This window comes from Marixanthomonas sp. SCSIO 43207, assembly GCF_019904255.1.
GTDB lineage: Bacteria > Bacteroidota > Bacteroidia > Flavobacteriales > Flavobacteriaceae > Marixanthomonas.
In genome coordinates this window covers 368,552-393,117 of the sequence record NZ_CP063203.1, presented here as the reverse complement: position 1 = coordinate 393,117, position 24,566 = coordinate 368,552, and the positions used below count along the sequence as shown (strand labels likewise).

Genomic DNA, 24,566 nt, shown 5'->3' with positions numbered 1-24,566 from the left:
AACTACCAACCTCCAGAAGCACCACCGCCACCAAAACCGCCGCCGCCAAAGCCACCACCGAAGCCGCCGCCTCCACCGCTAAAGCCGCCACCACCGAAGCCACCACCGCCAAAGCCGCCGGTGCGCCCCATACTACTTAAAATAATAACATCAAGTAAACTGCTGCCACGACCACCTTTGCCACCACCGCGACCGCCTTTTTTGGAACTTAAGGCGATAATAATAATGATGAATATGATAACAATAAAAATAAACTGACCACTACCGCCAGATTTTTTATTAAACTCTCTGTCTTCTTTAAACTCACCGTTTAACGCATCAAAAATAGCATCGACTCCATTGTCTAAACCCGAATAAAAATCACCTTTTTTAAATTCAGGAATCATGATTCTATTAATAATTCGCTCAGCCATCAAATCGGTGATTCGATATTCAATACCGTAGCCGGTATTAATGTCTATTCTTCGATCATCTTTGGCTAATAAAATTAAAATTCCATTGTCTTCATCTTGTTGTCCTATTCCCCATTTTTGGCCCCATTTGGCTCCTAGTAATGAAATATCTTCACCTTTTGTACTGCTTATTATGGCAACTACAATTTGAGTAGAAGTAGAATCTGCATATCGTATTAACTTATTTTCTAGATTGCTTTGTTGAGAAGCATTTAATAAATCTATGTAATCATAAAGCGAGGTCTGTTCACTTTGTTTGCTTGGTTTTGGCGGAATATCAAATTGCGCAACACTTGCTTCAGAAATAAATAAAGTGATGATAAAAAAGAATAGGAAGTTATATTTCTGAAATTGTATGCGCATATTAAAAAATTGATTTTTCGTCTCGTTATTACAATACGAAAGGTCTTGTTATCCTACTGAAATATCATCGGGTAATTCGTTGATGTCACCTTTTTGATATGGAAAATGTTTTTGTAGTTGTTCGCCAGCCATTAAAATACCGTCAATAAGGCCTTGTTCCATATTTCCTTTTTTGAATTGACTGATGATAGTGTCTTTTGTACTTTCCCAAAAATCTGGAGCTACTACATCATTAATTCCGCTATCACCAAGAATGACTAGGGTGCGATCTTCTACGGCAACATAAATTAACACACCATTACTTTGCTTGGTATTGTTCATGTGTAACATATCAAAAACTTCGGCGGCGCGTTCAAAAGGGTCAATCTCGCTATGTGCTTCAAGATGCACACGCACTTCGCCGGAGGTGTTTTTTTCGGCTTTACGTATCGCTTCAATGATATCGGCTTCGGCTTCAGCCGAAAGAAAATCTTCTACTTTAGACATGTACTATGTGGTTTGTTAACTGTTAAAATCAAATTCTACATCGGGAGCGTTTTCAGTTCCTGCATCTGCTTCAAAGTAGGCTTTACGCTCAAAACCTAAAATACTTGCTGCAATGGTAGTAGGAAATTGTCTTATTTCAGAATTAAATACACGTGCTTGCTCGTTAAAACGATTACGTTCTACGTTAATGCGATTTTCTGTGCGTTCAAGCTCGTTAATTAGTTCTTTAAAGTTTTCGTTTGCCTTTAGGTCTGGATATCTTTCAAATGTTGCTAATAATCTTGATAGGGCAGAAGTTAATCCAGATTGTACTTCTTGAAACTGCTGTAATTGATTGGGTGTGATGTTTGAAGGGTCTATCGTAACCGAAGTTGCTTTGCTTCTAGCTTCAATAACTTGGGTTAGGGTTTGTTGTTCAAACTCTGCATAACCTTTTGCGGTGCTTACAATATTTGGTATTAAATCTGCTCTTCGTTGATAAGAACTCTCAACATTTGCCCATTGTGAAGTAACATTTTCTTCCATGGTTACCAATTTGTTATTTACATTGGCAAACCAAATTCCTGCGATTGCTCCTATAGCAATAATTATAACTAATGGAATAAGCCATTTTTTCATCGGTTTATTGATTTTAAAGTTGGTTTTTAATTTTTAGCAATTCTGCTTTTACTGTTTCTAATTTACGAATAATCTCAAAACGGCTTAATGTTTTTTGTTTATTCTCTTTTAAATGTGTTTTTGCGCCTTCTAGTGTAAAGCCTCTTTCTTTTACAAGATGATAAATAAACTCAAGTTTTTTAATGTCTTCTTGAGTAAATTTTCGGTTGCCTTTGGCGTTTTTTTTTGGTTTTAAAACATCAAACTCTTTTTCCCAAAAGCGAATAAGTGATGTGTTTACATCAAAAGCTTCGGCCACTTCGCCAATGCTATAATATCGTTTTTCGGGTAGGTCTATATGCATTAGTCAAGTGATTGGTTTTCTTGTTGGGCTACTTTCTGCATTTCTGCAAATTCTTCTGGAGTAAGATTTCCGTAGTAGAAATTCATAGGATTGATGCGCTCACCATCTTTAAATACTTCGTAGTGTAGGTGAGGAGCTTCTGAACGCCCGGTACTTCCTACAAAACCAATTAAATCACCACGTTGTACCTTTTGTCCCGGGCGTACATTATATTTGTATAAATGGGCGTATAGGCTCACGTAACCGTAGCCGTGGTCTAAACGTATGTGATTTCCGTAGCCAGTAGAATTATTATCTGCTCGTGTTACCACTCCATCGCCAGATGCATAAACGGGTGTACCTCGAGGTGATGTAAAATCCATCCCGTAATGAAATTTTCTTGCTTTTGTGAAAGGGTCTGTTCTATACCCAAAACCTGAAGCTACTCGAGTTAAGTCTTCTTTTTTTACTGGTTGAATGGCTGGTATTGCTGCTAAAAGTTTTTCTTTTTCTTCGGCCAATTGCGAAATCTCATCAAGTGAGCGAGATTGTACTACAATTTGCTTGGTTAAAATATCTAGCCGTTTACTTGTGTTGATAATTAATTTTGAATTATCAAATCCTTCCAAGTCTTTATATCTGTTTACACCACCAAAACCTGCTTTTCGCTGTTCATCAGGAATGGGATTTGCTTCAAAATATACTCTGTATAAGTTATTATCGCGTTCGGCAACTTCAGCGAGAACGGTTTCGGCTTCGTTCATTTTTTTATTCAAGAGTTCATATTGAAGCTCCATATTTGCCAATTCACGTTTAAGTGATTTTTCTTTTGGAGTCTCTACATAGGGTAAGTTGATGTAGATTAAAAACACCAAAAAACCACCAAGTAAAACACCAACGAGGCTCAATAAAAAAATACCAATTTTACGGCCTTTTTTCTTTTCAATTTTACGATACGAGAGCGTTTCACTATCGTAGTAATATTTAACCTTAGACATACGTTAAAAAATCCTATTTTTGCGGTTGATGGCAGCGCTAACCTTTGGATAACGAATTACAAATATAGAAATTGTTTTGCGTTTTGCCTTAATCACTATTTTTGAATAAAATTACAAGCATGAAATCTAAGGAAATACGAGCTACATTTTTTGAATTCTTTACATCAAAACAACACACCATTGTTTCATCAGCACCAATGGTTATTAAAGACGACCCTACATTGATGTTTACCAATGCAGGAATGAATCAATTTAAAGAGTTTTTCCTCGGAAACAGCATTCCAAAAAATACCCGCGTTGCCGATACACAAAAATGTCTACGAGTAAGCGGTAAACATAATGATTTGGAAGAAGTTGGGATGGATACCTATCACCACACAATGTTTGAAATGTTGGGTAACTGGAGTTTTGGTGACTATTTTAAAGAAGAAGTTATTGCTTGGTCATGGGAGTTATTGACAGAAGTTTTTAAAATTGATAAAGAAAAACTGTACGTAACCATTTTTGAAGGAGACAAATCTGAAGGGCTAGAGCGCGATATGCAGGCTTATAACTTTTGGAAAAAACACATTTCTGAAGATCGAATATTAAACGGTGATAAAAATGATAACTTTTGGGAAATGGGTGAGCAAGGACCTTGCGGACCTTGTAGTGAGATTCACGTAGATCTACGTCCAGATTCAGAAAAGGCAAAAGTTCCTGGTGCTCAATTGGTAAACGCAGACCATCCTCTAGTAGTAGAAATTTGGAACTTGGTTTTTATGCAGTTTAACCGTAAGGCAGATGGTAGTCTTGAAAAATTACCGGCACAGCACGTTGATACCGGAATGGGGTTTGAACGCTTGTGTATGGTGCTTCAAGAAAAACAAAGTAATTATGATACAGATGTTTTTACACCACTAATTCGTGAAATTGAAGCCATAACCAACGTAAAATATGGAGAGAAAGAAGAGAATGATATTGCCATTCGAGTAATTTCAGATCACGTGCGAGCAGTTGCTTTTTCAATAGCAGATGGTCAATTACCTTCAAATACCGGAGCAGGCTATGTGATACGTCGTATTTTGCGTAGAGCCATTCGGTATGGGTTTACATTTCTGAATAAAAAAGAGCCTTTCATCTTTAAGTTAATCAATACTTTGGTAAAACAAATGGGAGACACTTTTCCTGAACTTGTTTCAGAAAAAAACCTAATTACCAATGTGATAAGAGAAGAAGAACAATCATTTTTGCGAACGCTAGATCAAGGATTGATACTACTTGAAAATGTGATTTCAAACGCAAACTCAAAAACTATTTCGGGAAAAAAAGCATTTGAATTATATGATACTTACGGATTTCCAATTGACTTAACAGCATTGATACTTCGTGAGCGTGGTTTTGAATTAAACGAAATAGAGTTTGAAACCGAGTTACAAAAACAAAAAGAACGCTCTCGAGCTGCAACCAAAGTAAGCACCGGAGATTGGGTTGAATTAATTGATGACGCTGAAGAAGAATTTGTAGGCTATGATTTACTAGAAACTCAAGTAAAAATTACTCGTTACCGTAAGGTTGAAAGCAAAAAAGAAGGTGAGTTATACCAGTTGGTTTTTAACTTAACTCCTTTCTATGCAGAAGGTGGTGGGCAAGTAGGTGATAAGGGATACCTTGAAGCTCCCAACGGTGAGGTGGTTTATATTGTAGATACCAAGAAAGAAAATAACTTGATTATTCACTTTGTAAAAAACCTACCACGCAATCCAGAAGCTACATTTAAGGCTGTTGTAGATACCAAACAGCGTGCTAGAACAGCGGCAAACCATACAGCAACACATTTACTACATCAAGCGCTTAGAACCGTTTTGGGTGATCACGTCACACAAAAGGGGTCTATGGTACATAGTAGAAATTTACGTTTTGATTTTTCACATTTCAGTAAAGTAACAGAAGAAGAATTAAAACAAGTAGAAGACTTTGTAAATGCTCGTATTAATGAAAATCTAGAACTTCAAGAACAACGCGGTATTCCTTATCAACAAGCTATCGATGAAGGAGCCATTGCACTGTTTGGAGAAAAATATGGAGATGCAGTACGTACAATTCGTTTTGGAAATTCAATGGAGTTATGCGGTGGAACTCACGTGACAAATACCGGAACTATTTGGCATTTTATCATTACATCTGAAAGTGCTGTGGCAAGCGGTATAAGACGAATAGAAGCCATAACTGCTGATGCGGCCAAAAACTACTTTATTGACAGAAGTAATGAGTATGCTGCTATTCAGAAAACGTTAAACAACGCTCAAAACCCTATTAAGGCAGTTGCTAGTTTACAAAATGAAAATGCAGCTTTACAAAAACAAATTCAGGAATTACTTAAAGACAAAGCCAAAAACCTGAAAGGCGATTTAAAAAAAGAGGTAGAAACAATTGATACCGTTCAATTTTTAGCAAAAGAAGTAGATCTAGATGCTTCGGGAATGAAAGATTTGGCTTTTGAGATGGGTGGTGAGATTGATAATCTTTTCTTGTTATTTGGTTCTAATCAAGACGGTAAAGCATTACTTACGTGTTATATTTCAAAAGAATTAGCAACCGAAAAAGATTTAAACGCAGGGCAAATAGTACGTGAACTTGGAAAATGTATTCAAGGTGGTGGCGGTGGTCAACCATTTTTTGCAACCGCTGGAGGGAAAAATCCTGACGGAATACAAGATGCACTTAATAAAGCAAAAGAATACTTAAAATAAGATTTGCTAACTAGTAATCTATAAAAGTTGGCAGTTACCTATAAGTCACTGCCAACTTGGGTTTACTTGAAATACAAACCATGAAGCTACAAACAGAAATACCTTTACAACCCGAAAAGAATCAAATTGATTATTCTTCAAAAATCGTGTTGATGGGTTCTTGCTTTACGGAAAATATAGGAGCAAAATTTGAGTATTATAAGTTTCAGAATTTTCAAAACCCTTTTGGTGTACTTTTTCATCCTGTAGCTATTGAAAAATTGGTTACCCGAGCTATAAATGATGAGGTTTTTACTGAAGCTGATCTCATTAACCATAACGAACAATGGCATTGTTTTGAGGTGCATTCGCAACACTCTTCATCAAATAAAAAAGAGCTTTTACAAACTCTCAATACACAATTAAAAGCTTTTAAAAACTACCTAGAAAAAGCTTCTCATATCATTTTTACTTTTGGTACAGCATGGGTCTACCGTTTTATAGAAACTGATGCTATTGTAGCTAATTGCCATAAGATTCCGCAGAAAAAATTTTTAAAAGAATTACTCACAGTTGAAGATGTGACTGCAGCCATAGATAACACACTTACTCTTATCAAGAGTATAAATCCTACTGTAACAAGTATAATAACCGTCTCGCCGGTTCGCCACATTAAAGATGGATTTGTTGAAAATATGCAAAGTAAAGCTCATTTACTCTCTGGTATACATCAAGCAATTGATGGAAAAAATCAAGCTTTTTACTTTCCTTCTTTTGAAATAATGCTGGATGAATTACGTGATTATCGTTTTTATAATGATGATATGTTACACCCTAATAAATTGGCAATAGCGATTATTTGGGATCGTTTTAAGCACGTTTGGGTTGCTTCACAAACCGAATCACAACAAAAAGAGATTGAAAGCATTCAATCCGGGTTGCAACACCGACCTTTTAATCCTTCGAGTGAGGCACATCAAAAGTTTCAGATTCTTCTTCAGAAAAAAATAGAGACACTTCAAAAAGAGCTTCCATTCATTAAGTTCTAGGTAAAAAACGTTCTTCTGAAATGTGTAATTGTCAGTAAAACATAAGAATAGGGCAATTGCCGTATTGATTTCAGTTGGGCTTTGCTACACCTTTGTATCATTCAATAACTAAAAACCCAACAATTATGAAAACGTTAAAAACTCTTTCTCTAATTTTATTTGTAAGCCTTTCATTATTTGCTTGTAAAAGCGATGATGACGGAGGTGATGGCGGTAGCGCAGCAGAAGGTCTTGTAACAGCAAAGGTTAACGGAAATAACTTTAAGTCAATGAGAGCAGCATCTACAGCTGTAAAAACACAAGCAAATGGTATCACTACTTTACGAGCGCAAGGCTCAGATAGTAATGGTAAAGGTGTTGTATTAACAATAGTAGGTTATGATGGTACAGGATCTTATAATGTTGGTGGAGGAGCCAATATTTTTGTAAATGCTGTGTATGTAGAAGCAGATGTAAACAATCCTACAAATTCTCAAACTTGGCAAGCACCTTTTGATGATACAGTTGCCGGAAGCGTAAGTGTTTCTGAAGATACCAACGATGGCGTTAAAGGTACTTTTACATTTGAAGCAAAAAACGGAAATGATGATTCTATGGTTAATATTACCGAAGGGTCTTTTAACCTAAAATATCAATAACCAAACTTAAGAAAATCTCAGATGTTGAGGTTTTTACGTGGAGCCGGGAGCGAAATTTATTTTTTCTTCCGGTTTTTTTATTTCTGCGATAGGTACGCTCTGTAAAAGAGTGTAAGTCTTTCTTATTTCAAGTGTTTCAAAACAAAATAACACACTTTTTTTCTTCTGAACAGTACAAATACGACAATTGCCCTATTGAAAACGAAGTAGTTATAAAGCATCTTTGATGTGTTCAATTAACTAAAACCACGAATATGAAAACTTCAAAACACGTAACATTAATGTTGGCTATCTGGGTAGTATGTACTGCGGTAGTTTCAGCACAAAGAGCAGAAGAACCAGACTTTAGGTATGATACCGGAGCAAAAATTAATGAAATGACCCTCACCGAAGGCGGAACTATGGTTGTTGCAACAAACGATGGTCTAGTAGGTATAAAACCAGGAAGCAACGAACTACTTTTTAACTTCACAGATTATGGTCGAGTAAAGCCTGAAGAACTATTTTATGTGCCTCAAGCACCATACGTAATTGTAGGACAAACTGGTTTTGCAAATCTTTCTACCAAAAAAGCTGTAATAGATTATATCTCGGGGAAAAAACTATTCAGTACCGAAGATAACGGTTGGAAGCAAGTAATGACCTGTGATGTAATGATGCCGCAAAACAAACTAGTTGTAAGTGGTCAAAGACGTGCTAACGAGCAATATGCTGCACAAGTGGCAGTGTATGATCTTAATACCGGTAAAGAAGATTATCGTTTTAACTTGGTTGAACCGGGTAAAGTAACTATGAAAAACTATATGGTTACCGGTAGACCATTACTTTTAAAAGACAAAATGTTAGTGCCAACCAGCCAAGGCATTATTGCCAAGTCACTCGCTGGGCAAACTTTATGGGATAATAAAGTTAAGAATGTAAACTGGATGGTTGCCAATGATAAAGAAACTGATATTTATGCGTTTGAAACAAACCCTAATAATACAAACACAAAAATCTATAAAGTAGGAACGAGTGGTCAAGAACTTTGGGAAAAAGAACAAAAAGTAAAAGGAGTGGTTACCAATTTTGAAATACTTCCTAACGGACTTGCGGTAGTAAGCAATGTTGATAATAGTGGTAAAAAAGGATTAATGAAACTGGCTAGTGGCCGTTCTGAATCAAAAATAGCCTTTTTGAGCGCCACCAATGGAGAAGATCTTTGGGAAAAAGCTCCCAAAACCAAAGGATATGTACAACATTTTTACATTATGGACGATGGAATTCTCTTCGGAATTTATGAAGGAGGTATCAATAAGATTTCATATGATGGAAACACACTCTTCAAAAAACCATTAAAAACAGGTGAGAACATTTTAACGATGGCAGATACTCCACAAGGATTGATTTATATTACTTCAGAAGACGCCAATATTGTTAATCTTTCAAACGGAGAACAAGTATGGAAAAAACCATTGAAGTACAAACGTTCAAATGCTGTAAGTTCTGCTTATGACAGTAAAAATTCAAGATATTTAATAAGTGCAGATGATGAGCTGTTTGCTGTAGATGCAAATTCAGGTGAAGTATCAACGCTGGCAGAATCAAAGTTTGACGGAAAAGAAGATCCTACCCACGTTGAGGTACGAGATGGAGGAATTTTATTGACAAGTGATCAAAATATGATGATGCTAGATTGGGAAGGAAGTAAAAATTGGCACGAATATTACCGTGCTCCAGGTAAGAGTGCATTTGGAGCCATTCTAGCAGGTATCACTGCTGTTGCAACAGCAACTACAGCAATGGCAGCATATAATGCAGCAAACCAAAACCGAAATAAATTAGGCAGTTACACAGATAGAGGGCAACGGTATGCAGATTTGGGTGATGGAATGGCTATGGCAACAGGAGCTTCGGTTGCAGAAATGCTAAAACGTTTTAAAGCAACAGCTGCAACAGATAATAACCAATTTGTGTTGACAAAACTTGATGATGGTGTTGGCTTGGTAAAACTAAACAAAGATTCTGGCGCCAAAGAAAAAGAAATTGTACTTAAAGATAAAAAACCGGAATATCAAGTTGATGAAATAGCAGGTATTTTATACTACAAAGCAGATAATAATAGCATTTATGCTTATGATTTAACCAAATAAATCGATTAACTAACCAAGTTAAGTTCAGGTAATGTTTGATGAGGAGCAAGTATTGCCAAATTTGAAACCCCGTCTTTTTTAGATTGGGGTTTTCTTTTTATAAAAAAAATACGTCATCTGCCGTATAGATTTAAGGATCTAAGATTTTTAATTTTATAGGTATAAGAAAATTTATGTCTTCTACAATAATTATAGTGACTTGTCTTCTGCTAACAGTGGTTTTGATAGCTTGTTTTTATTATAAAAATAAAGCCATTCAGAAACTGCAAATAAGTAAAGTGGGAGAGTTGAAAGGACAAATAGAACTTCATAAACAGCAAATTTATATCAGAAATAAAAACTTAAACAAGTATGACTTTTTAAAATATAACTTGAAAGACTCATTGTATGTGCAAAACAACATTCAATTAAATTTATAAATTCTACTTTGCTTAAAATTAATATCTTAGTACGATAAGAATAGCAGCCTTTTAAATATGAAAAAAATCTTACGTGTCATTTTTCTAATTACTTCTGTAGCATTTTCGCAAAATAAAAGCACAATAGATTCTATCAATAAGCTCTACCTTCAGGGCTTAAATATTTCAGAAGATTCAATCATAAACCTTTACAAGCACAACTTGGCCAATGCTCAAGAGATTTCATATGAAAAAGGAATTGCCGCAGCTTGGGGAAAACTCTCTTTGGCGTTTTCATACCAAGGCAAATATGATAAAAGCACCGAGTATGGCTTAAAAGCAATCAATTTATTTGAAAAAATAGGTCTTGATGATCAAGTAGCATATCGATATGCCGAGATGGGTTACAGTATGAAATATACCAATATGGATAAAGCCGAAGCATATATGCAAAAAGGGAAAGCTATTGCCGAGGCCAAGCAATTAGATTCGGTTTTAAAAGATATTTATAACAATTATGGTGTTTTAAAAGAAATACAAACTCAGTATGATAGTGCGCTTTATTTTTACAATAAAGGGTTGATTATTAAAGAAAAACAAAATGACACAATTGGTATTCCCTACAGCATAAGCAATATTGCCGGTGTTTACGGTAGGCAAAAACGGTATGAGGAGTCAAAAGATTTTTTTAATAAATCCCTTCAAGCTCGGCTAAAGATGCAGGACTCAATAGGTGTTGCAGAAAATTATACCCAAATAGGTGAAGTTTTTCAAGCTGAAAAAAAGTATGCTGAAGCCATTAAAAACATACAAAAGTCACTTCCTATTTCAATAAAAAAGCAATATCGTAACCTTACACAATACAATTATAAAACGCTTTCAGATATTTATAAAAGTCAAAATAAAACAGACTCGGCATTGTTTTATTTTGAAAAATACCTTGCCGTAAAAGATAGCATTCATAATACAGAGGTTCAGAAAAAAATCGCCGAACTTTCTGTTGAGTTTGAAACCGAAAAAAAGGAAAAAGAATTAGCCGAACAAAAGCTAGAGTTAAAACAAAAAAACACCCTCATCTACGGAAGTCTGGGATTGGCTTTTCTATTAGGATTATTAGGTTATTTATTTTACAACCAACAAAAACTTAAAAACAGACAGTTAAAAAAAGAAAGTGAATTAAAAACTGCACTTGCTAAAATTGAAACGCAAAACAAATTGCAAGAACAGCGGTTGCGTATTTCACGTGACTTGCATGATAATATTGGCGCACAACTTACTTTTATTATTTCGTCAATAGACAACTTAAAATACGGAATTAAAAACGCTTCCTCATCAACCAAGGAAAAATTGACCAACATCAGTGCCTTTACCTCACAAACCATTTATGAATTGAGGGATACTATTTGGGCAATGAACAAAGAGTCCATCACTTTTGAAGATCTACAAGCGCGCATTACCAATTTTATTAATAAAGCAAATGACGCTTCAAGTAATATTGTCTTTTCATATAATGTGTCAGATACTATTTCAGCAGATTACACTATGAGTTCGGTGGTGGGAATGAATATATATCGCATTATTCAAGAAGCTGTAAATAATGCACTTAAATATGCCGAGGCTTCAAAGATTTCAGTTTATATTTCTGAAGAAAACGAGAAGTTTATTATAACTATTTCAGATAATGGAAAAGGGTTTAATATCAATGAGATTAAACGCGGAAATGGTCTTAATAATATGAAAAAACGTGCTCAAGAATTAAAAGGAACTATTAATGTTATTTCAGAAGAAAGTAAAGGAACTCAAATTATTTTGGAGCTAAAACCTCGGTAGCATTCTTTACAAGAAATAAGCACTTCTTTGTATTGAATTATAAACCGTACTTTTTGTTAAATCGTTTTATTTAATAATGATTTTTAGCAAATAAACCGTAACCCTTTAATAGTAATAGTTAAAGTGATTTTCGCTATTTAAAGCCTTCAAGTTTATAGGTAGTTTTGAGAAGAATGGAAATTTTTAACTCAAAAAAACGAAAATGAAAAACACTATTACGCTTTTATTTGCCATGATGTTAATTTTCAATGCCAACGCTCAGATTTTTAGTTCTGGTTTTGAAAACAACAATGGAACTCCCTTATCTGAATACACAACAATTAACAACGATGGGTTATCGGTCCCTTCATACGCACCGGTTCTAGATTTTAATACAGAAGCATGGATACAGTTTTTTGATGCTTATGATAATAAAATAGCATTTAGTACTTCTTGGTATGATCCAGCAGGTCAGTCTGATGATTGGCTAATTACACCGGCCATAGAAATTCCAAACTCTGGAGAGCCAACACTGTATTGGAAAGCAAAATCATATGATGTTCAATTATTAGAACACTATGATGTAAGAGTTTCAACTACAGGTAATGAGATGGCAGACTTTACAGACGTTGCTTTAAGCGTTGAAGGAGAACAACCTTTTGATTACAATTCAAGAACGCTAGATTTATCTGATTACAAAGGGCAAACAATTTATTTGGCTTTTGTAAACATTACCAATGACGGTTTATACTTAGCACTTGATGATTTATATATAAGTGAATCTGCCAATTGTGTTTTACCAGACATAACTGGAGTTACAAGTAGTGATGTGACCGAAGATAGCTTTACAGTAACCTGGACAGCTACTCCAGATATTACAACCTATGATACAGGACTTACAACTTTTACAGAGTCTGTTACATCTACTGGTACCCAAACCGAATTAACCAAAACATATACAGATTTAACCCCAGGGACGAGATATCAATTTTTCTTAAAAAATGATGACTGTGGTTCAGGTTGGGCAACTCCTACCTCAATATGGACAGCAGCTCTTCCTCCATATTCATATGATTTTGAATATACCGTAGAAAACTATGGTGAGTATGATTCTGATGGATGGTCATCAAACACGTGGATCAACGGTAGCGGTGAAGGAGCACAAAATGGAGAAGGCTATATTTTTAACAATACTAGTACTTCAACAGCAAAAGATGATTGGATTTACTCATACCCAATAAAAGTAAGCGCAGGTGAAAAAGTAGAAATTAAATACTACTCTCAACTAGGAACTGAAGGAGCAGACGATGCAATTTTAAAAGTAGCAGCAGCAACAGCACCTAATAAAGATTCAAATATTGAAGAGTTAAACAGCCACGTTATTTCTAGCGGTGATTATGTTGAGTACACATCTGAATTTGTTGCTTCTGAAACTGGAACATACTATTTTGGATTTGGGAATGTAACACCGGTTGTGATTGAATCTTCAGCGCTACGCTTAGATAATGTTCGTTTTACATCAGAGCCATTATCTGTTGGAGAAAATAATATTTCAGAAATAGAAATTTACCCAAATCCTGTAAACGATCGTTTGTTTATAGATTCAAAAGAAACAATTCTTGATATTCAAGTATACTCAATAGGAGGAAAGCTTATTGCTGAATACTCAAACACAAATCAAATTAACTTTGCGCCTTTTTCTAGCGGTATCTATTTGGTAAAAATGATTACTAAAAACGGAACGCTTGTAAAAAAAGTAATCAAGTAAAGAAGAAGAGAAAAATTATAGCTTACCCAAGCGATTATTTTATTGCAACCTTCAAACGGAAAATTAAAAATTCTGTTTGAAGGTTTTTTTATGCTAATACGTCAACTGCCGTATTTCTTTTTGGTAAATAATTACATACTTTTCAGTATCTTTAGTACAACTAACCAAAAGATGAAAATAAAAGTTTCTATTGTTGATGATAATTCGTTTTTAATTAATGCTGTTATTGAAAAGCTTTCTTTTTTTGATAACGTAGAAGTTAAACACACCTCACTTAACGGAAGTGAATTGCTCACTCGGCTCGAAGAAAACCATAATATAGATTTAATATTAATGGATATTGAAATGCCTGTTTTAAACGGTATAGAAACCACTCAAATGGTTAAACAAAAATATCCACAGATTAAAATTATTATGCTTACAGCTTTTGATAATGATGAGCATATTTTTAATGCCATTAAAGCTGGAGCAGATGGTTATTTATTAAAAGAAATAAACCCTGAAGAACTTTACAAAGGCATTCAGGAAACTCTAAGCGGAGGAGCAGCTATGAATCCTTCTATAGCATTAAAAACCTTAAAACTACTTCGCAATCCTATAGATATTGACAACCTTCAAGATAAAGAAGAAATTTCACTATCAAAACGAGAAATTGAAGTGCTAGAACAATTGAGTAAAGGACTAAGTTACACTGCTATTGCAGATAATCTTTTTTTGTCTCCTAGCACGGTGCGTAAACACATAGAGAATAGCTATAAAAAGCTTCAAGTTCATAGCAAGATAGAAGCTGTTCAAAAAGCCAAGCGACACAATATCATTTAAAATTTTCAAATAAACTTATTAACTCAGCGTTAACAAGGTATTCATACTTTCTTGTTAAGAATGCTTAAATGTATTTTACAAGAAAATTCAATTTTGTATACTTAACCTCAAATAACAAAAACGTAACTATGAAAAACCTTGTATTTCTATTAATGGCTGCAGTTTTAAGCTCTTGCAGTAATGATGATGATAGTAATTCAGTAATCAACAATCCTCAAACACCAGGATTAGCTTATTCGGTAAGTGAGTCAGATTTTACCACAACGTATAATACACTTCGTGCCGAAATACAATCCATTAGTAACATTTCTATAATTGCTGAAGTAAACCATACTGCAAACGCGCAAAGTATAAATCAAGAACTGCGCAATACACGTGTTATTTTCTTTGGAAATCCTGCATTAGGAACTCCATTAATGCAAGAAAATCAACTAGCCGGCTTAGACTTACCACAAAAAATGCTAGTGTATGAAGACAAAAATAAGAACGTGTTTGTTTCATATAACGGCACCGAATATTTGGCTGCGAGACACTCAGGAGTGGGAGGGGCCTCAACATTGCAACAAATAAAAATGGCACTTGCTAATTTTGCCGAAGACGCAACAAACGCTTCTGTTGCCGAAAACTCTAGCACAGGAATTACGAATAAAGACGGCATCATTACAATTGTGAGTAATAATGATTTTAATACTACGTACACAAACTTACGAAATGCAATTGTAGACAATTCAAATTTAACACGAGTTGCAGAACTAGATCATCAAGCAAATGCACAAACTGTAGATCTAGACTTAAATCCTACTCGCATAATACTTTTTGGCAACCCCGAACTAGGGACTCCTTTAATGAAGAAGTCTCAAACTACAGCAATTGATTTACCACAAAAAATGCTAGTTTGGGAAAAAGAAGATGGTACCGTAAACATCTCATATAACGATCCGGATTTTTTCCAAGAGAGACACGGAATTAACGGAAATGAAGATACCCTACAGCAAATTAAAAGTGCTTTAAATAATTTGGCAATTGATGCAGCTAATTAATCGGTATAGTCAGTTGGTAGTTTTCTGCTATTTAAAACACTTTCAATAGCACTGCCCATTTTATATAAATGTATTTCAGAAAATGGAGAGGCAATAAGGGTTATCCCTATAGGTTCTCCATTTTTTTTATACCCCATAGGGATTGTTAAACAAGGATGAATTGCAACTGCAGCATGTGCACTATGATAATTGTTTATGGATAAAATAGCGTCTAGTTGATACTCTTTTATCGGTTTCTGAAAAAAAGAATTTCCACTTTGCTTTAAAGCTGCTTTTATTTTTTCAAAGTTTTTTTGAGAAGTAGTATCTGCTATAATAGCATCAAAAATACCTTGATTATAAGGCATGTACTGCAAACTGTCCTTCTTGTTAAAAGCCATAACTTCATTAAGGTTTGAAACTGATATATTTTTTGAAGCGTGAACTTTCAAATACGCTGGTAAATCCTGTTTCATTTCGAGGTTTAGTAAGTTTAAAAAACCATTTAAAGGAGTTTCTTGAGGCGTGTATTCAATAATTTCAGCACCGTTATTTTTTAATTTAGACACTGTTGCGGCATATATTGAATCTGAAAGCAAACTTTTTATAACTCCCAATCGTTTTCCTTTTATTGAAGTGTTTTTTACGGCTTCAATATACTTTTCTGAAGTACTAACGCTTTTTATATCTGTTTCATCTTTACCGGTCATTGCATCTAGTAAAATAGCATTGTCAATAATGTTTTTTGTCATTGGACCTGGTGTGTCCAATGTATGCGAAATAGGAATAATACCGGTTCTGCTCAATACTCCAACCGTTGGTTTTAACCCGACCAGTGAGTTTTGTGCCGAAGGAGAAATAATTGAACCTGCAGTTTCAGTTCCAACTGCTGCAACTGCATAGTTTGCTGCAGTAGCCGTACCACTTCCAGAGCTGCTACCACCGGTTTCAAATTGTTTTCTTCCGTAGGGATTTAAAGTTTGGCCGCCAACTGCACTATATCCTAAGGGACAACCTTGACAAAAATAATACGCCCATTCACTTAAGTTTACTTTCCCTAAAATTGAAGCACCTCTCTTCTTGAGTTGTGAAACAATAAATGCATCTGTAGAAGGCTGGTTGTCTTCAAGTACTTTGGCCCCGGCAGTGGTTTTTAGGTTGGCGGTATTAATATTGTCTTTTAGCAATATTGGCATGCCGTAGATTAAATGATCGCGTAAAGATTTGTTTTTATCTTTTTCTTTGGCTTGTTCTAGAATATTTGGATTAAGCGCTATAATAGTATGTAACGTTTTGTCTTTGTCAAGTTCATAGTTAAAAATGCGACTTAGATAGAAAAGAGTGAGTTCTTCATAAGTTAATTTGCCTTCTGAAATTGCTTTCTGAATGCTAGGTATATCTTTCTCAAGTACAAGAGGTTTTAATTGATTGTATCTTTTTTCAGAAAACTTTGATACGTCTGAAGCTAGTTTTTGAAATACTTCATTTTTGTCTAAAAATTTAGACTGTATCAATTTAAATCGCATTCGTGGATTTGCGTGTTCTTGTTGCGTTTTTATTTCTTGAGTTTCATCATAGCTTGTCCAAAGTGTAGTATTATCATTTTGAGCATTACTATTTGTAATAAAAAAGCTAAAAATAACTGTAATATAAAACAGAAGCGTAGTAGTTGGTTTCATTTTTAAAAGGTTTGTATAAATATAAAAAAAACCATTCTTGATAAGAATGGTTTTTTGAAGGTTTAAAAAGTGAAGTGATTAAATATTAAATGCTTGTTTTACTTTATCTACATAGTCTAATTTTTCCCAAGTAAAAAGCTCTACTTCTTTTGTAATTGTTCCTTTATATGGGCTTTCAAAAATCTTTGTCACTGTTTCAGGAATACGTCCCATGTGACCATAAGCAGCTGTTTCTACATAAATAGGATTGCGTAGTTTTAACCTCTTTTCAATAGCTGCTGGACGCATATCAAAAATTTCAGCTACTTTTTTGGCTATTTCGCCATCTGTTAAATCTATTTTTGAAGTTCCGTGGGTGTTGACCAAAATTGATGTGGGTTCTACTACACCAATGGCATAACTTACTTGAACTAAAACCTCGTCTGCAACTTCGGCAGCTACCAAGTTTTTTGCAATATGTCGCGCTGCATATGCGGCACTTCTATCTACTTTACTAGGATCTTTACCGCTAAAAGCACCACCGCCGTGAGCTCCTTTTCCGCCGTAAGTATCAACTATAATTTTTCTTCCTGTCAATCCCGTATCACCGTGAGGACCCCCAATTACAAACTTTCCAGTTGGGTTAATGTGGTATGTAATATCGTTATTAAATAATTTTTGAACATACTCAGGTAGTTTTGCTTGTACCTTTGGCATCAAAATTTCCTTAATGTCTTTTTTAATTTTGCTCAGCATTTTTTCATCTTCATCAAAATCATCATGCTGAGTTGATAACACGATAGAGACTATTTTTTGCGGAACATTGTCATCACTATACTCAATTGTTACTTGGCTTTTTGAATCAGGACGTAAATATGGAATTTCGGTTCCATCACGGCGTAATTTTGCCAATTCAATCAAGATGGTATGTGAAATTTCAAGTGCTAAGGGCATATAATGCTCAGTTTCATTTGTAGCATAACCAAACATCATCCCTTGGTCACCGGCACCTTGCTCTTCTTTATTGTCACGATCTACACCTTGATTAATATCTTGTGATTGTTCGTGAATTAAAGATATGACACCGCAAGAATCCCCGCTAAATTGATAGGCTCCTTTTGTGTAACCAATTTTGTTTATAACATCTCTTGCAATGTGTTGTACGTCAAGGTAGGTGTCGCTTTTAACTTCTCCTGCAAGAACTACTTGACCTGTTGTTACTAGTGTCTCACAAGCCACTTTAGAATCTGGGTCAAATGCTAAAAAATGATCTAATAATGCATCGCTTATTTGGTCTGCAACTTTATCGGGGTGTCCTTCAGAAACACTTTCTGAAGTAAATAAATATGCCATAAAGGTCTTTTTAGTTTATATTTTGAAGATTTGACGAAAGCGTCGAAGGGAGTTTACACTGCCTTTAGCATTTTTAACCCATTTTAACAGGGCCTCAACATTTTTAGAATTGTTGAGTAGAGGTTGCAATCAGTCAAATCTTTCCTCTTTTGATAAGCAAAGATACACATTAAAACTAGAATCTTAAAAGTAGGAAGTTTTAAAAAAACTCTAATTTTACAGTAAAATGCTTCCTGTATTTAACAAGCATTTTATAAATCCATTTACAAAACCACAAATTTTATACAGATGAAAGTTACTTTAAATAGAATAGATGACAAGTATCATTTTGAAGCCAAAGGCGCCTCAGGTGTTCCGGTTCATATCGATAATAAAACAAGCGATGTAGTAAAAGGCTCTAGCCCGATGGAATTACTATTAATGGGAGTAGGAGGCTGCAGTGCCATTGATATTATTATGATTCTTAAAAAACAAAAACAAGAGATAGAATCATATGAAATAGAAGTTGAAGGTGACCGCAAAGAAACAAAAAGCGCAAAGCCTTTTAAAGCCATACATACTACAATCTATTTAAAAGGAAATATTGATGAAGAAAAAGCAAAACGAGCGGCGGCTTTAAGTTTTGAAAAATATTGTTCTGTTTCAATTACTCTTGAAGGTAATGTTGATATTACGTATAGTGTAGTGTTAAACAATAAAAAGATTGTATAATAAGAAGTGTGAACTTTTATTAAATTTTTGAAAGTATCTTATTTCTGTTTGTAAAACTTTGAATACTTTTAATTTTTTTTAAACACTAATTTGTTTTTATTGTTTCAAAAATGTTATCAAGAAAAACCAAATATGGACTAAAAGCACTTACTTTTCTTGCCAAAAGGGAGGAAGATGATCCTGTACAAATTTCAGTCATTGCAGATTCAGAGAATATTTCTCAGAAGTTTTTGGAAAGTATCTTGCTTAATTTAAGAAAAGCTGGTTTTTTAGGTTCCAAAAAAGGTAAAGGCGGTGGTTATTATCTATTAAAGGAAGCACACGAAATACGAGTAGCTGAAATATATAGAATTTTAGAAGGACCTATCGCAATGGTCCCTTGTGTAAGTCTTAACTTTTATGAAAAATGCGAAGACTGCCCTGATGAATCTGTATGTTCGGTTCATAAACTTATGATTCAAGTGCGTGATAATACACTTAACATACTAGAAAACACAACACTAGAGGATATCATAATTAAAAGCTAATAACTTGTTTTATTGTATCATAAAATAGTAGTTTTGTAAACTCTACTAATCCCATAGGGTAATAAGATTATGAGTACTGTATCTTCAAATAATATCCATCTTTTTAATAAAAGTTTACGCTACGAGCAACCAGCAGATATCATAAAGTTTGCTTTACAACTTGCTAAAAATCCTTGGCTTACAACTAGTTTTGGGCCGTATTCTGCAGCATTATTATATGCCGTGACAAAGCAAGATAAGAACATGCCTGTTGTTTGGTGTGACACAGGGTTTAACACTCAAGCTACGTATACTCATGCAAATGATTTGATAGGTGGATTGCAGTTAAATATTGAAATATTTACTCCAGAGTATACCACAGCTTTTATAAAAAATACCTTAGGTGAACCTACAATTGATAATCCAAAGCACGAATCTTTTTCAGAACTTGTCAAGTTAAAACCTTTTAAAAAAGCGTTACGTAAATACAAACCAGATGTGTGGTTTACAAACCTCAGAAAAAGACAAACAGACTATAGAGACTCGATTGATATATTGAGTTTTACTGAAGATGGAGTTTTAAAAGTTTGCCCTTTTTATCATTTTGATGATTCTCAAATGTTAGATTATTTAAAAAATCATAACTTACCAGTTGAGTTTGATTATTATGACCCTGTAAAAGCCCTTGAAAATCGTGAATGCGGAATCCATTTACCAGGGTAGTTTATCATAAAAACACTATTACTTTCTGAAAAAAATGTACTACTTTTCCTTTTTCAGAAAAATACTCTTCTATGGTTCCTTCAAAAGAAGCTGTTGTTTCATCATACAATCGAGTAAAACCTCATGTGCATCAAACTCCCGTGCTTACGTCATCCTTACTAGACGAAATGGCACAGGCAAAGCTTTACTTTAAGTGTGAAAATTTTCAGAAAATGGGAGCTTTTAAAATGCGCGGAGCCATTAACGCCATTCAACAATTATCTGAAATTCAAAAAAAGAACGGAGTGGTAACACATTCCTCCGGGAATTTTGCTCAAGCTCTTTCACTAGCTGCAAAAAACTTAGGTGTAAAAGCCTACATCGTGATGCCTTCAAACGCTCCTCAAGTAAAAAAAGATGCTGTAAAACAATATGGTGGTATCATTACCGAATCACAACCAACGCTAGCCGCTCGTGAAGAAGAAGCAAATCGCATTCAAACAGAAAAAGGAGCTACTTTTATTCATCCGTCAAATGATTTGAATGTAATTTTAGGACAAGGCACTGCAGCTTTTGAATTATTAAAAAAGCATACAGATCTAGATTATATCTTAACTCCGGTAGGCGGTGGTGGTTTACTTGCTGGTACTGCATTGGCAAGTCACTATTTAAGTAATCATTGCAAAACCATAGGAAGCGAACCATTTGAGGTGGATGATGCTTGGCGGTCTCTGCAAAGCGGAACAATTGAAACCAATAAAACAACACATACAATCGCAGATGGTTTACGAACCAATCTAGGAGATCAAAACTTTCCAATCATTAAAAAATTGGTTTCTGACATAATACGTGTTGATGAACTAGAAATTAAACAAGCTATGCAACTCATTTGGGAACGAATGAAGATAGTTGTAGAGCCTTCTTCGGCAGTACCTTTGGCAGCTGTGCTTAAAAGAAAAGCGTTTTTTAATTCAAAAAAAGTAGGAATTATAATTTCTGGCGGAAATGTAGATTTAAAAAACTTACCCTTTTAAAACTGAAAAATTGCGTTACTTTGCCCGCAATGAAACTAAAACTGTCCATTATTGTTCTTTTAGCACCTTTTTTTGTGCTTTCACAAGAAGAGCCAGCAACAGATTATTTTATTGATGCAAATTACTTTTACGGCACAATTGTACGCCACAATAAAGATATTGCTCATTTGGTAACCAATCATCCACAGGGATTTATTTTGGGATACAATAAAAAAACCTTTGGCTCAAAGCGATGGCACAGAGAATATAATTTTCCAGATTGGGGTTTTTCTATGTTGCATCAAAACCCTGGTAATGATATTTTAGGTGAAAATTACGGTTTATATGGTCATTTAAATTTCTATTTTTTTAGGCGAAATGTCATGTTTAGAATTGCACAAGGAATCGCCTATACTACCAATCCGTTTGATTTAGAGACAAATTTTAAAAACAATGCTTACGGAACCCAACTGCTTAGTTCAACCTATCTTTTGCTTAATTACAACAAAGAAAATTTGTTCAAAAATATTGGGCTAAATGCCGGAATAGCTCTCATTCATTATTCCAACGGAAACTTTAAAGCACCCAATTCTAGTACCAATTCATTTACATTTAATATAGGTTTACAATATGAATTTGAATCTGAAACTGCTGAATACATCACAGATGTCGTTGATAAAACTATAACCGAACCTATTCACTTTAATGTGGTTTTACGTAGCGGAATTAACGAAAGTGATTATGTAGGGTTAGGACAACATCCTTTTTTAGTGGTATCCACATTTTTGGACAAGCGAGTGAGTTACAAAAGTAAATTTCAAGTAGGAGCAGACGTTTTCTTTTCTGAATTTTTAGAAAAAGAAATAGAATATTTAGTAGCATCAGGTCTTGATCGTTCTCTTAGTGGTGATGAAGATTATAAACGAGTAGGCATATTTCTTGGTCACGAACTTACTTTGAATAAGCTGGCAGTGGTTTCACAATTTGGGTATTATGCCTATTATCCATACGATTTTGAAGGAAGAACCTACATACGCGCCGGATTAAAATATTACATAACCAATAAGATATTTGGTGTGTCAACTTTAAAATCACACGGAGCAAAAGTAGAAGGGGTAGAATTTGGAATAGGGTTAAGAATATAAACAATGAAAAAGTTTTTATACATATTCGGTTTGTTTTTGATAATAGTCTCGTGCAATTCAGAAAATGCTCCAGATTGCTTTCAAACGGTTGGTGATCGTGTTGTTGAGGAGTTTGTAGTTGATAGTTTCAGTAAAATACGAATTGAAAACGATGTTGCATTACAGTTAAAACAAGGCGCTATTCAACAAGTAATTATTAAAACCGGAAAAAACCTTCTTCCCGATATTTCCGTAGCTATAGAAAGCGAAACCTTGGTGGTTAAAAATAATAATAAATGTAATTTGGTACGTGATTATGATAATGTTCAAGTGATAGTCACTACTCCCAATATCACCGAAATAAGAAATGCATCATCAAGAGATGTGAAAAGCGTTGGAAATTTACAGTTTTCATCTCTTGCATTAATAAGCAATAGTACTGGAGGCGTTGTAAACGCTCGCAAAAGTGGTGATTTTTATTTAAATATTACCTGTGATGAGTTTTCGGTTTCGGCAAACGGGCAAAGTGTTTTTTACATTTCAGGAAGTTCAGAAAATGCTTCTTTAGTTTTTAGTGATGAGTTCCCGAGGTTTGAGGGAGAAGGTTTTAAAATTGACACATTAAACATTAGACAACGAAGTGCAAACAAAATGATCGTGCATCCTATTGATGAAATAAGAGGTGTAATTCAAGGAACAGGAGATGTGATTTCAGTAAATCGTCCACCTATTGTTGAGGTAGAAGAATTGTTTACGGGTAGGTTAATATTTAGGGATTAATGTATATTTATGCTTCGTTTAAAAATATGAAATACTTTTTTCTCTTTTTTCTAGCTTTAAACTGTTGTGTGATCTTTTCACAAGAAAAAAAGCTAAAACCATTCTCTCTTGAAGCCGATTATCTTTACGGAAGTATTCTAGAACACAATCCAGACATTGCTCATTTAATTACCGGCCATCCTCGAGGGCTTATACTTACCTATAACAGAAAAACATATGGATTTAATGAGTGGGAGCGTCGATACCAATATCCAGATTGGGGTTTTACATTCACTTACCAAAATATGAAAAACCAATATTTGGGTGAAAATTATGGATTGTATGGGCATTACAATTGGTATTTTTTTAATAGAAACTTAGTAATACGATTAGGTCAAGGAGTTGCTTATACAACCAATCCTTATGATAGGGAGACAAATTATATAAACAATGCCTACGGAACCCGCTTTTTAAGCACCACCTTTTTAAAAGCCAACTATGTAAAAGAAAACCTTTATAAAGGGTTAGGCTTTCACGCTGGTTTTTCTATTATTCACTATTCAAATGCCAATTTGAGAGCACCTAATAACAGTACAAATACTTGGGCCTTTAATGTTGGTCTTAGTTATTTGGTAGATCACGAAGAGTTTCCTGAATATATTGTAAAAGATGATCCACCAAGCTCTTCACATGCCGAAAAATTAAAATACAACTTTGCATTTCGTTTCGGGTGGAATGAAAGTGACGTAATAGGTCAAGGGCAATATCCATTTTATGTTGTCTCTGCATTTGTAGACAAACGTATTAATTACGAAAGCACATTTCAAGCAGGAGTTGATGTGTTTTTTGCACATTTTTTAAAAGAATTAATTTACTATCAGTCCATCGCGTTTCCAGAGTATAATTTATCTGGTGATGAAGATTATAAGCGAGTTGGGTTGTTTATAGGGCACGAACTTCGGTTTAATAAAGTAGCGTTTGTGTCACAATTAGGGTATTATGTGTATTATCCTTTTGATTTTGAAAATAGAGTTTACAATCGCTTAGGTTTAAAACGTTATTTTTATAAAGATAAAATCTTTGCATCGGTAACCGTAAAAGCACATTGGGCCAAAGCCGAAGGTGTAGAATTTGGAATTGGTGTGCGCCTTTAAT

General features: G+C 34.6%; 23 protein-coding genes. 16 read left to right on the top strand and 7 right to left on the bottom strand.

All coding sequences use genetic code 11. The annotated features are described in order from the left end of the window. Positions 1 to 2: 2 nt before the first annotated feature. Genes INR76_RS01855 through INR76_RS01835 form a run of 5 tightly spaced genes read right to left on the bottom strand, consistent with a single transcriptional unit; the run spans position 3 to position 3,239 of the window. Positions 3 to 815 carry a YgcG family protein gene (locus INR76_RS01855; RefSeq protein WP_223108973.1) on the bottom strand — a complete coding sequence of 271 codons (813 nt, stop codon included), beginning with the start codon at positions 813 to 815 and terminating at the stop codon, positions 3 to 5. A gap of 48 nt (positions 816 to 863) precedes the next feature. Then, on the bottom strand, positions 864 to 1,301 hold the full coding sequence (locus tag INR76_RS01850) for a TPM domain-containing protein (RefSeq protein WP_223108972.1): 438 nt from the start codon (positions 1,299 to 1,301) through the stop codon (positions 864 to 866). 15 nt (positions 1,302 to 1,316) lie between these two features. Next, positions 1,317 to 1,919 carry a LemA family protein gene (locus INR76_RS01845; RefSeq protein WP_223108971.1) on the bottom strand — a complete coding sequence of 201 codons (603 nt, stop codon included), beginning with the start codon at positions 1,917 to 1,919 and terminating at the stop codon, positions 1,317 to 1,319. Between the two features lie 13 nt (positions 1,920 to 1,932). Next, positions 1,933 to 2,262, bottom strand: coding sequence for a MerR family transcriptional regulator (locus INR76_RS01840; protein ID WP_223108970.1), 330 nt, complete (start codon positions 2,260 to 2,262; stop codon positions 1,933 to 1,935). Next, complete coding sequence (locus INR76_RS01835; RefSeq protein ID WP_223108969.1) at positions 2,262 to 3,239, bottom strand: M23 family metallopeptidase; 978 nt, start codon at positions 3,237 to 3,239, stop codon at positions 2,262 to 2,264. The genes INR76_RS01840 and INR76_RS01835 overlap by 1 nt, the downstream gene beginning before the upstream one ends. Positions 3,240 to 3,358: 119 nt before the next feature. Between INR76_RS01835 and alaS the strand changes: the two genes are divergently transcribed. From alaS to INR76_RS01790, 9 genes are all read left to right on the top strand, one after another. Beyond that, positions 3,359 to 5,971 carry an alanine--tRNA ligase gene (alaS, locus tag INR76_RS01830; RefSeq protein WP_223108968.1) on the top strand — a complete coding sequence of 871 codons (2,613 nt, stop codon included), beginning with the start codon at positions 3,359 to 3,361 and terminating at the stop codon, positions 5,969 to 5,971. Between the two features lie 80 nt (positions 5,972 to 6,051). Next, positions 6,052 to 6,999 (top strand): GSCFA domain-containing protein, encoded by a 948-nt coding sequence (locus INR76_RS01825; RefSeq protein ID WP_223108967.1) that lies wholly within the window; start codon positions 6,052 to 6,054, stop codon positions 6,997 to 6,999. 125 nt (positions 7,000 to 7,124) lie between these two features. Beyond that, entirely contained in the window at positions 7,125 to 7,637 is a 513-nt protein-coding gene (locus INR76_RS01820) for a DUF6252 family protein (RefSeq protein ID WP_223108966.1), read from the top strand. A 254-nt stretch (positions 7,638 to 7,891) separates the two neighbouring features. After that, positions 7,892 to 9,769, top strand: coding sequence for a PQQ-binding-like beta-propeller repeat protein (locus INR76_RS01815; protein WP_223108965.1), 1,878 nt, complete (start codon positions 7,892 to 7,894; stop codon positions 9,767 to 9,769). A 173-nt stretch (positions 9,770 to 9,942) separates the two neighbouring features. Beyond that, a complete protein-coding gene (locus INR76_RS01810) occupies positions 9,943 to 10,188 on the top strand; it encodes a hypothetical protein (protein ID WP_223108964.1) in 246 nt (81 codons plus the stop codon). Between the two features lie 57 nt (positions 10,189 to 10,245). Beyond that, positions 10,246 to 11,997, top strand: coding sequence for a sensor histidine kinase (locus INR76_RS01805; RefSeq protein ID WP_223108963.1), 1,752 nt, complete (start codon positions 10,246 to 10,248; stop codon positions 11,995 to 11,997). Between the two features lie 202 nt (positions 11,998 to 12,199). Continuing rightward, a complete protein-coding gene (locus tag INR76_RS01800; protein WP_223108962.1) occupies positions 12,200 to 13,744 on the top strand; it encodes a T9SS-dependent choice-of-anchor J family protein in 1,545 nt (514 codons plus the stop codon). A 171-nt stretch (positions 13,745 to 13,915) separates the two neighbouring features. Next, positions 13,916 to 14,566, top strand: coding sequence for a response regulator transcription factor (locus tag INR76_RS01795; protein ID WP_223108961.1), 651 nt, complete (start codon positions 13,916 to 13,918; stop codon positions 14,564 to 14,566). 128 nt (positions 14,567 to 14,694) lie between these two features. After that, positions 14,695 to 15,606 (top strand): DUF302 domain-containing protein, encoded by a 912-nt coding sequence (locus INR76_RS01790; protein ID WP_223108960.1) that lies wholly within the window; start codon positions 14,695 to 14,697, stop codon positions 15,604 to 15,606. Here INR76_RS01790 and INR76_RS01785 read toward each other — a convergent pair. Continuing rightward, positions 15,603 to 17,264: an amidase family protein gene (locus INR76_RS01785; protein ID WP_223108959.1), complete on the bottom strand. Its 1,662-nt coding sequence runs from the start codon at positions 17,262 to 17,264 to the stop codon at positions 15,603 to 15,605. The genes INR76_RS01790 and INR76_RS01785 overlap by 4 nt on opposite strands. Positions 17,265 to 17,342: 78 nt before the next feature. Then, complete coding sequence (metK, locus tag INR76_RS01780; protein WP_223108958.1) at positions 17,343 to 18,596, bottom strand: methionine adenosyltransferase; 1,254 nt, start codon at positions 18,594 to 18,596, stop codon at positions 17,343 to 17,345. Positions 18,597 to 18,884: 288 nt separating this feature from the next. On the opposite strand from metK, the gene INR76_RS01775 reads away from it, so the two are divergent. The 7 genes from INR76_RS01775 (at position 18,885) to INR76_RS01745 (ending at position 24,565) form a co-directional block, all read left to right on the top strand. Next, positions 18,885 to 19,307, top strand: coding sequence for an OsmC family protein (locus INR76_RS01775; RefSeq protein WP_223108957.1), 423 nt, complete (start codon positions 18,885 to 18,887; stop codon positions 19,305 to 19,307). A gap of 110 nt (positions 19,308 to 19,417) precedes the next feature. Next, positions 19,418 to 19,834 (top strand): Rrf2 family transcriptional regulator, encoded by a 417-nt coding sequence (locus INR76_RS01770; protein WP_223108956.1) that lies wholly within the window; start codon positions 19,418 to 19,420, stop codon positions 19,832 to 19,834. Positions 19,835 to 19,903: 69 nt separating this feature from the next. After that, entirely contained in the window at positions 19,904 to 20,536 is a 633-nt protein-coding gene (locus tag INR76_RS01765) for a phosphoadenosine phosphosulfate reductase family protein (protein ID WP_223108955.1), read from the top strand. 71 nt (positions 20,537 to 20,607) lie between these two features. After that, on the top strand, positions 20,608 to 21,549 hold the full coding sequence (locus tag INR76_RS01760) for a pyridoxal-phosphate dependent enzyme (RefSeq protein WP_223108954.1): 942 nt from the start codon (positions 20,608 to 20,610) through the stop codon (positions 21,547 to 21,549). A gap of 29 nt (positions 21,550 to 21,578) precedes the next feature. Then, positions 21,579 to 22,673, top strand: a complete 1,095-nt coding sequence (locus INR76_RS01755) for an acyloxyacyl hydrolase (protein ID WP_223108953.1) — start codon at positions 21,579 to 21,581, stop codon at positions 22,671 to 22,673. A 3-nt stretch (positions 22,674 to 22,676) separates the two neighbouring features. Continuing rightward, positions 22,677 to 23,432, top strand: coding sequence for a head GIN domain-containing protein (locus INR76_RS01750; protein WP_223108952.1), 756 nt, complete (start codon positions 22,677 to 22,679; stop codon positions 23,430 to 23,432). Between the two features lie 26 nt (positions 23,433 to 23,458). After that, the gene (locus INR76_RS01745; RefSeq protein ID WP_223108951.1) at positions 23,459 to 24,565 is read left to right on the top strand and encodes an acyloxyacyl hydrolase; all 1,107 of its coding nucleotides are present in this window, start codon (positions 23,459 to 23,461) and stop codon (positions 24,563 to 24,565) included. The last annotated feature ends 1 nt before the right edge of the window (position 24,566 follow it).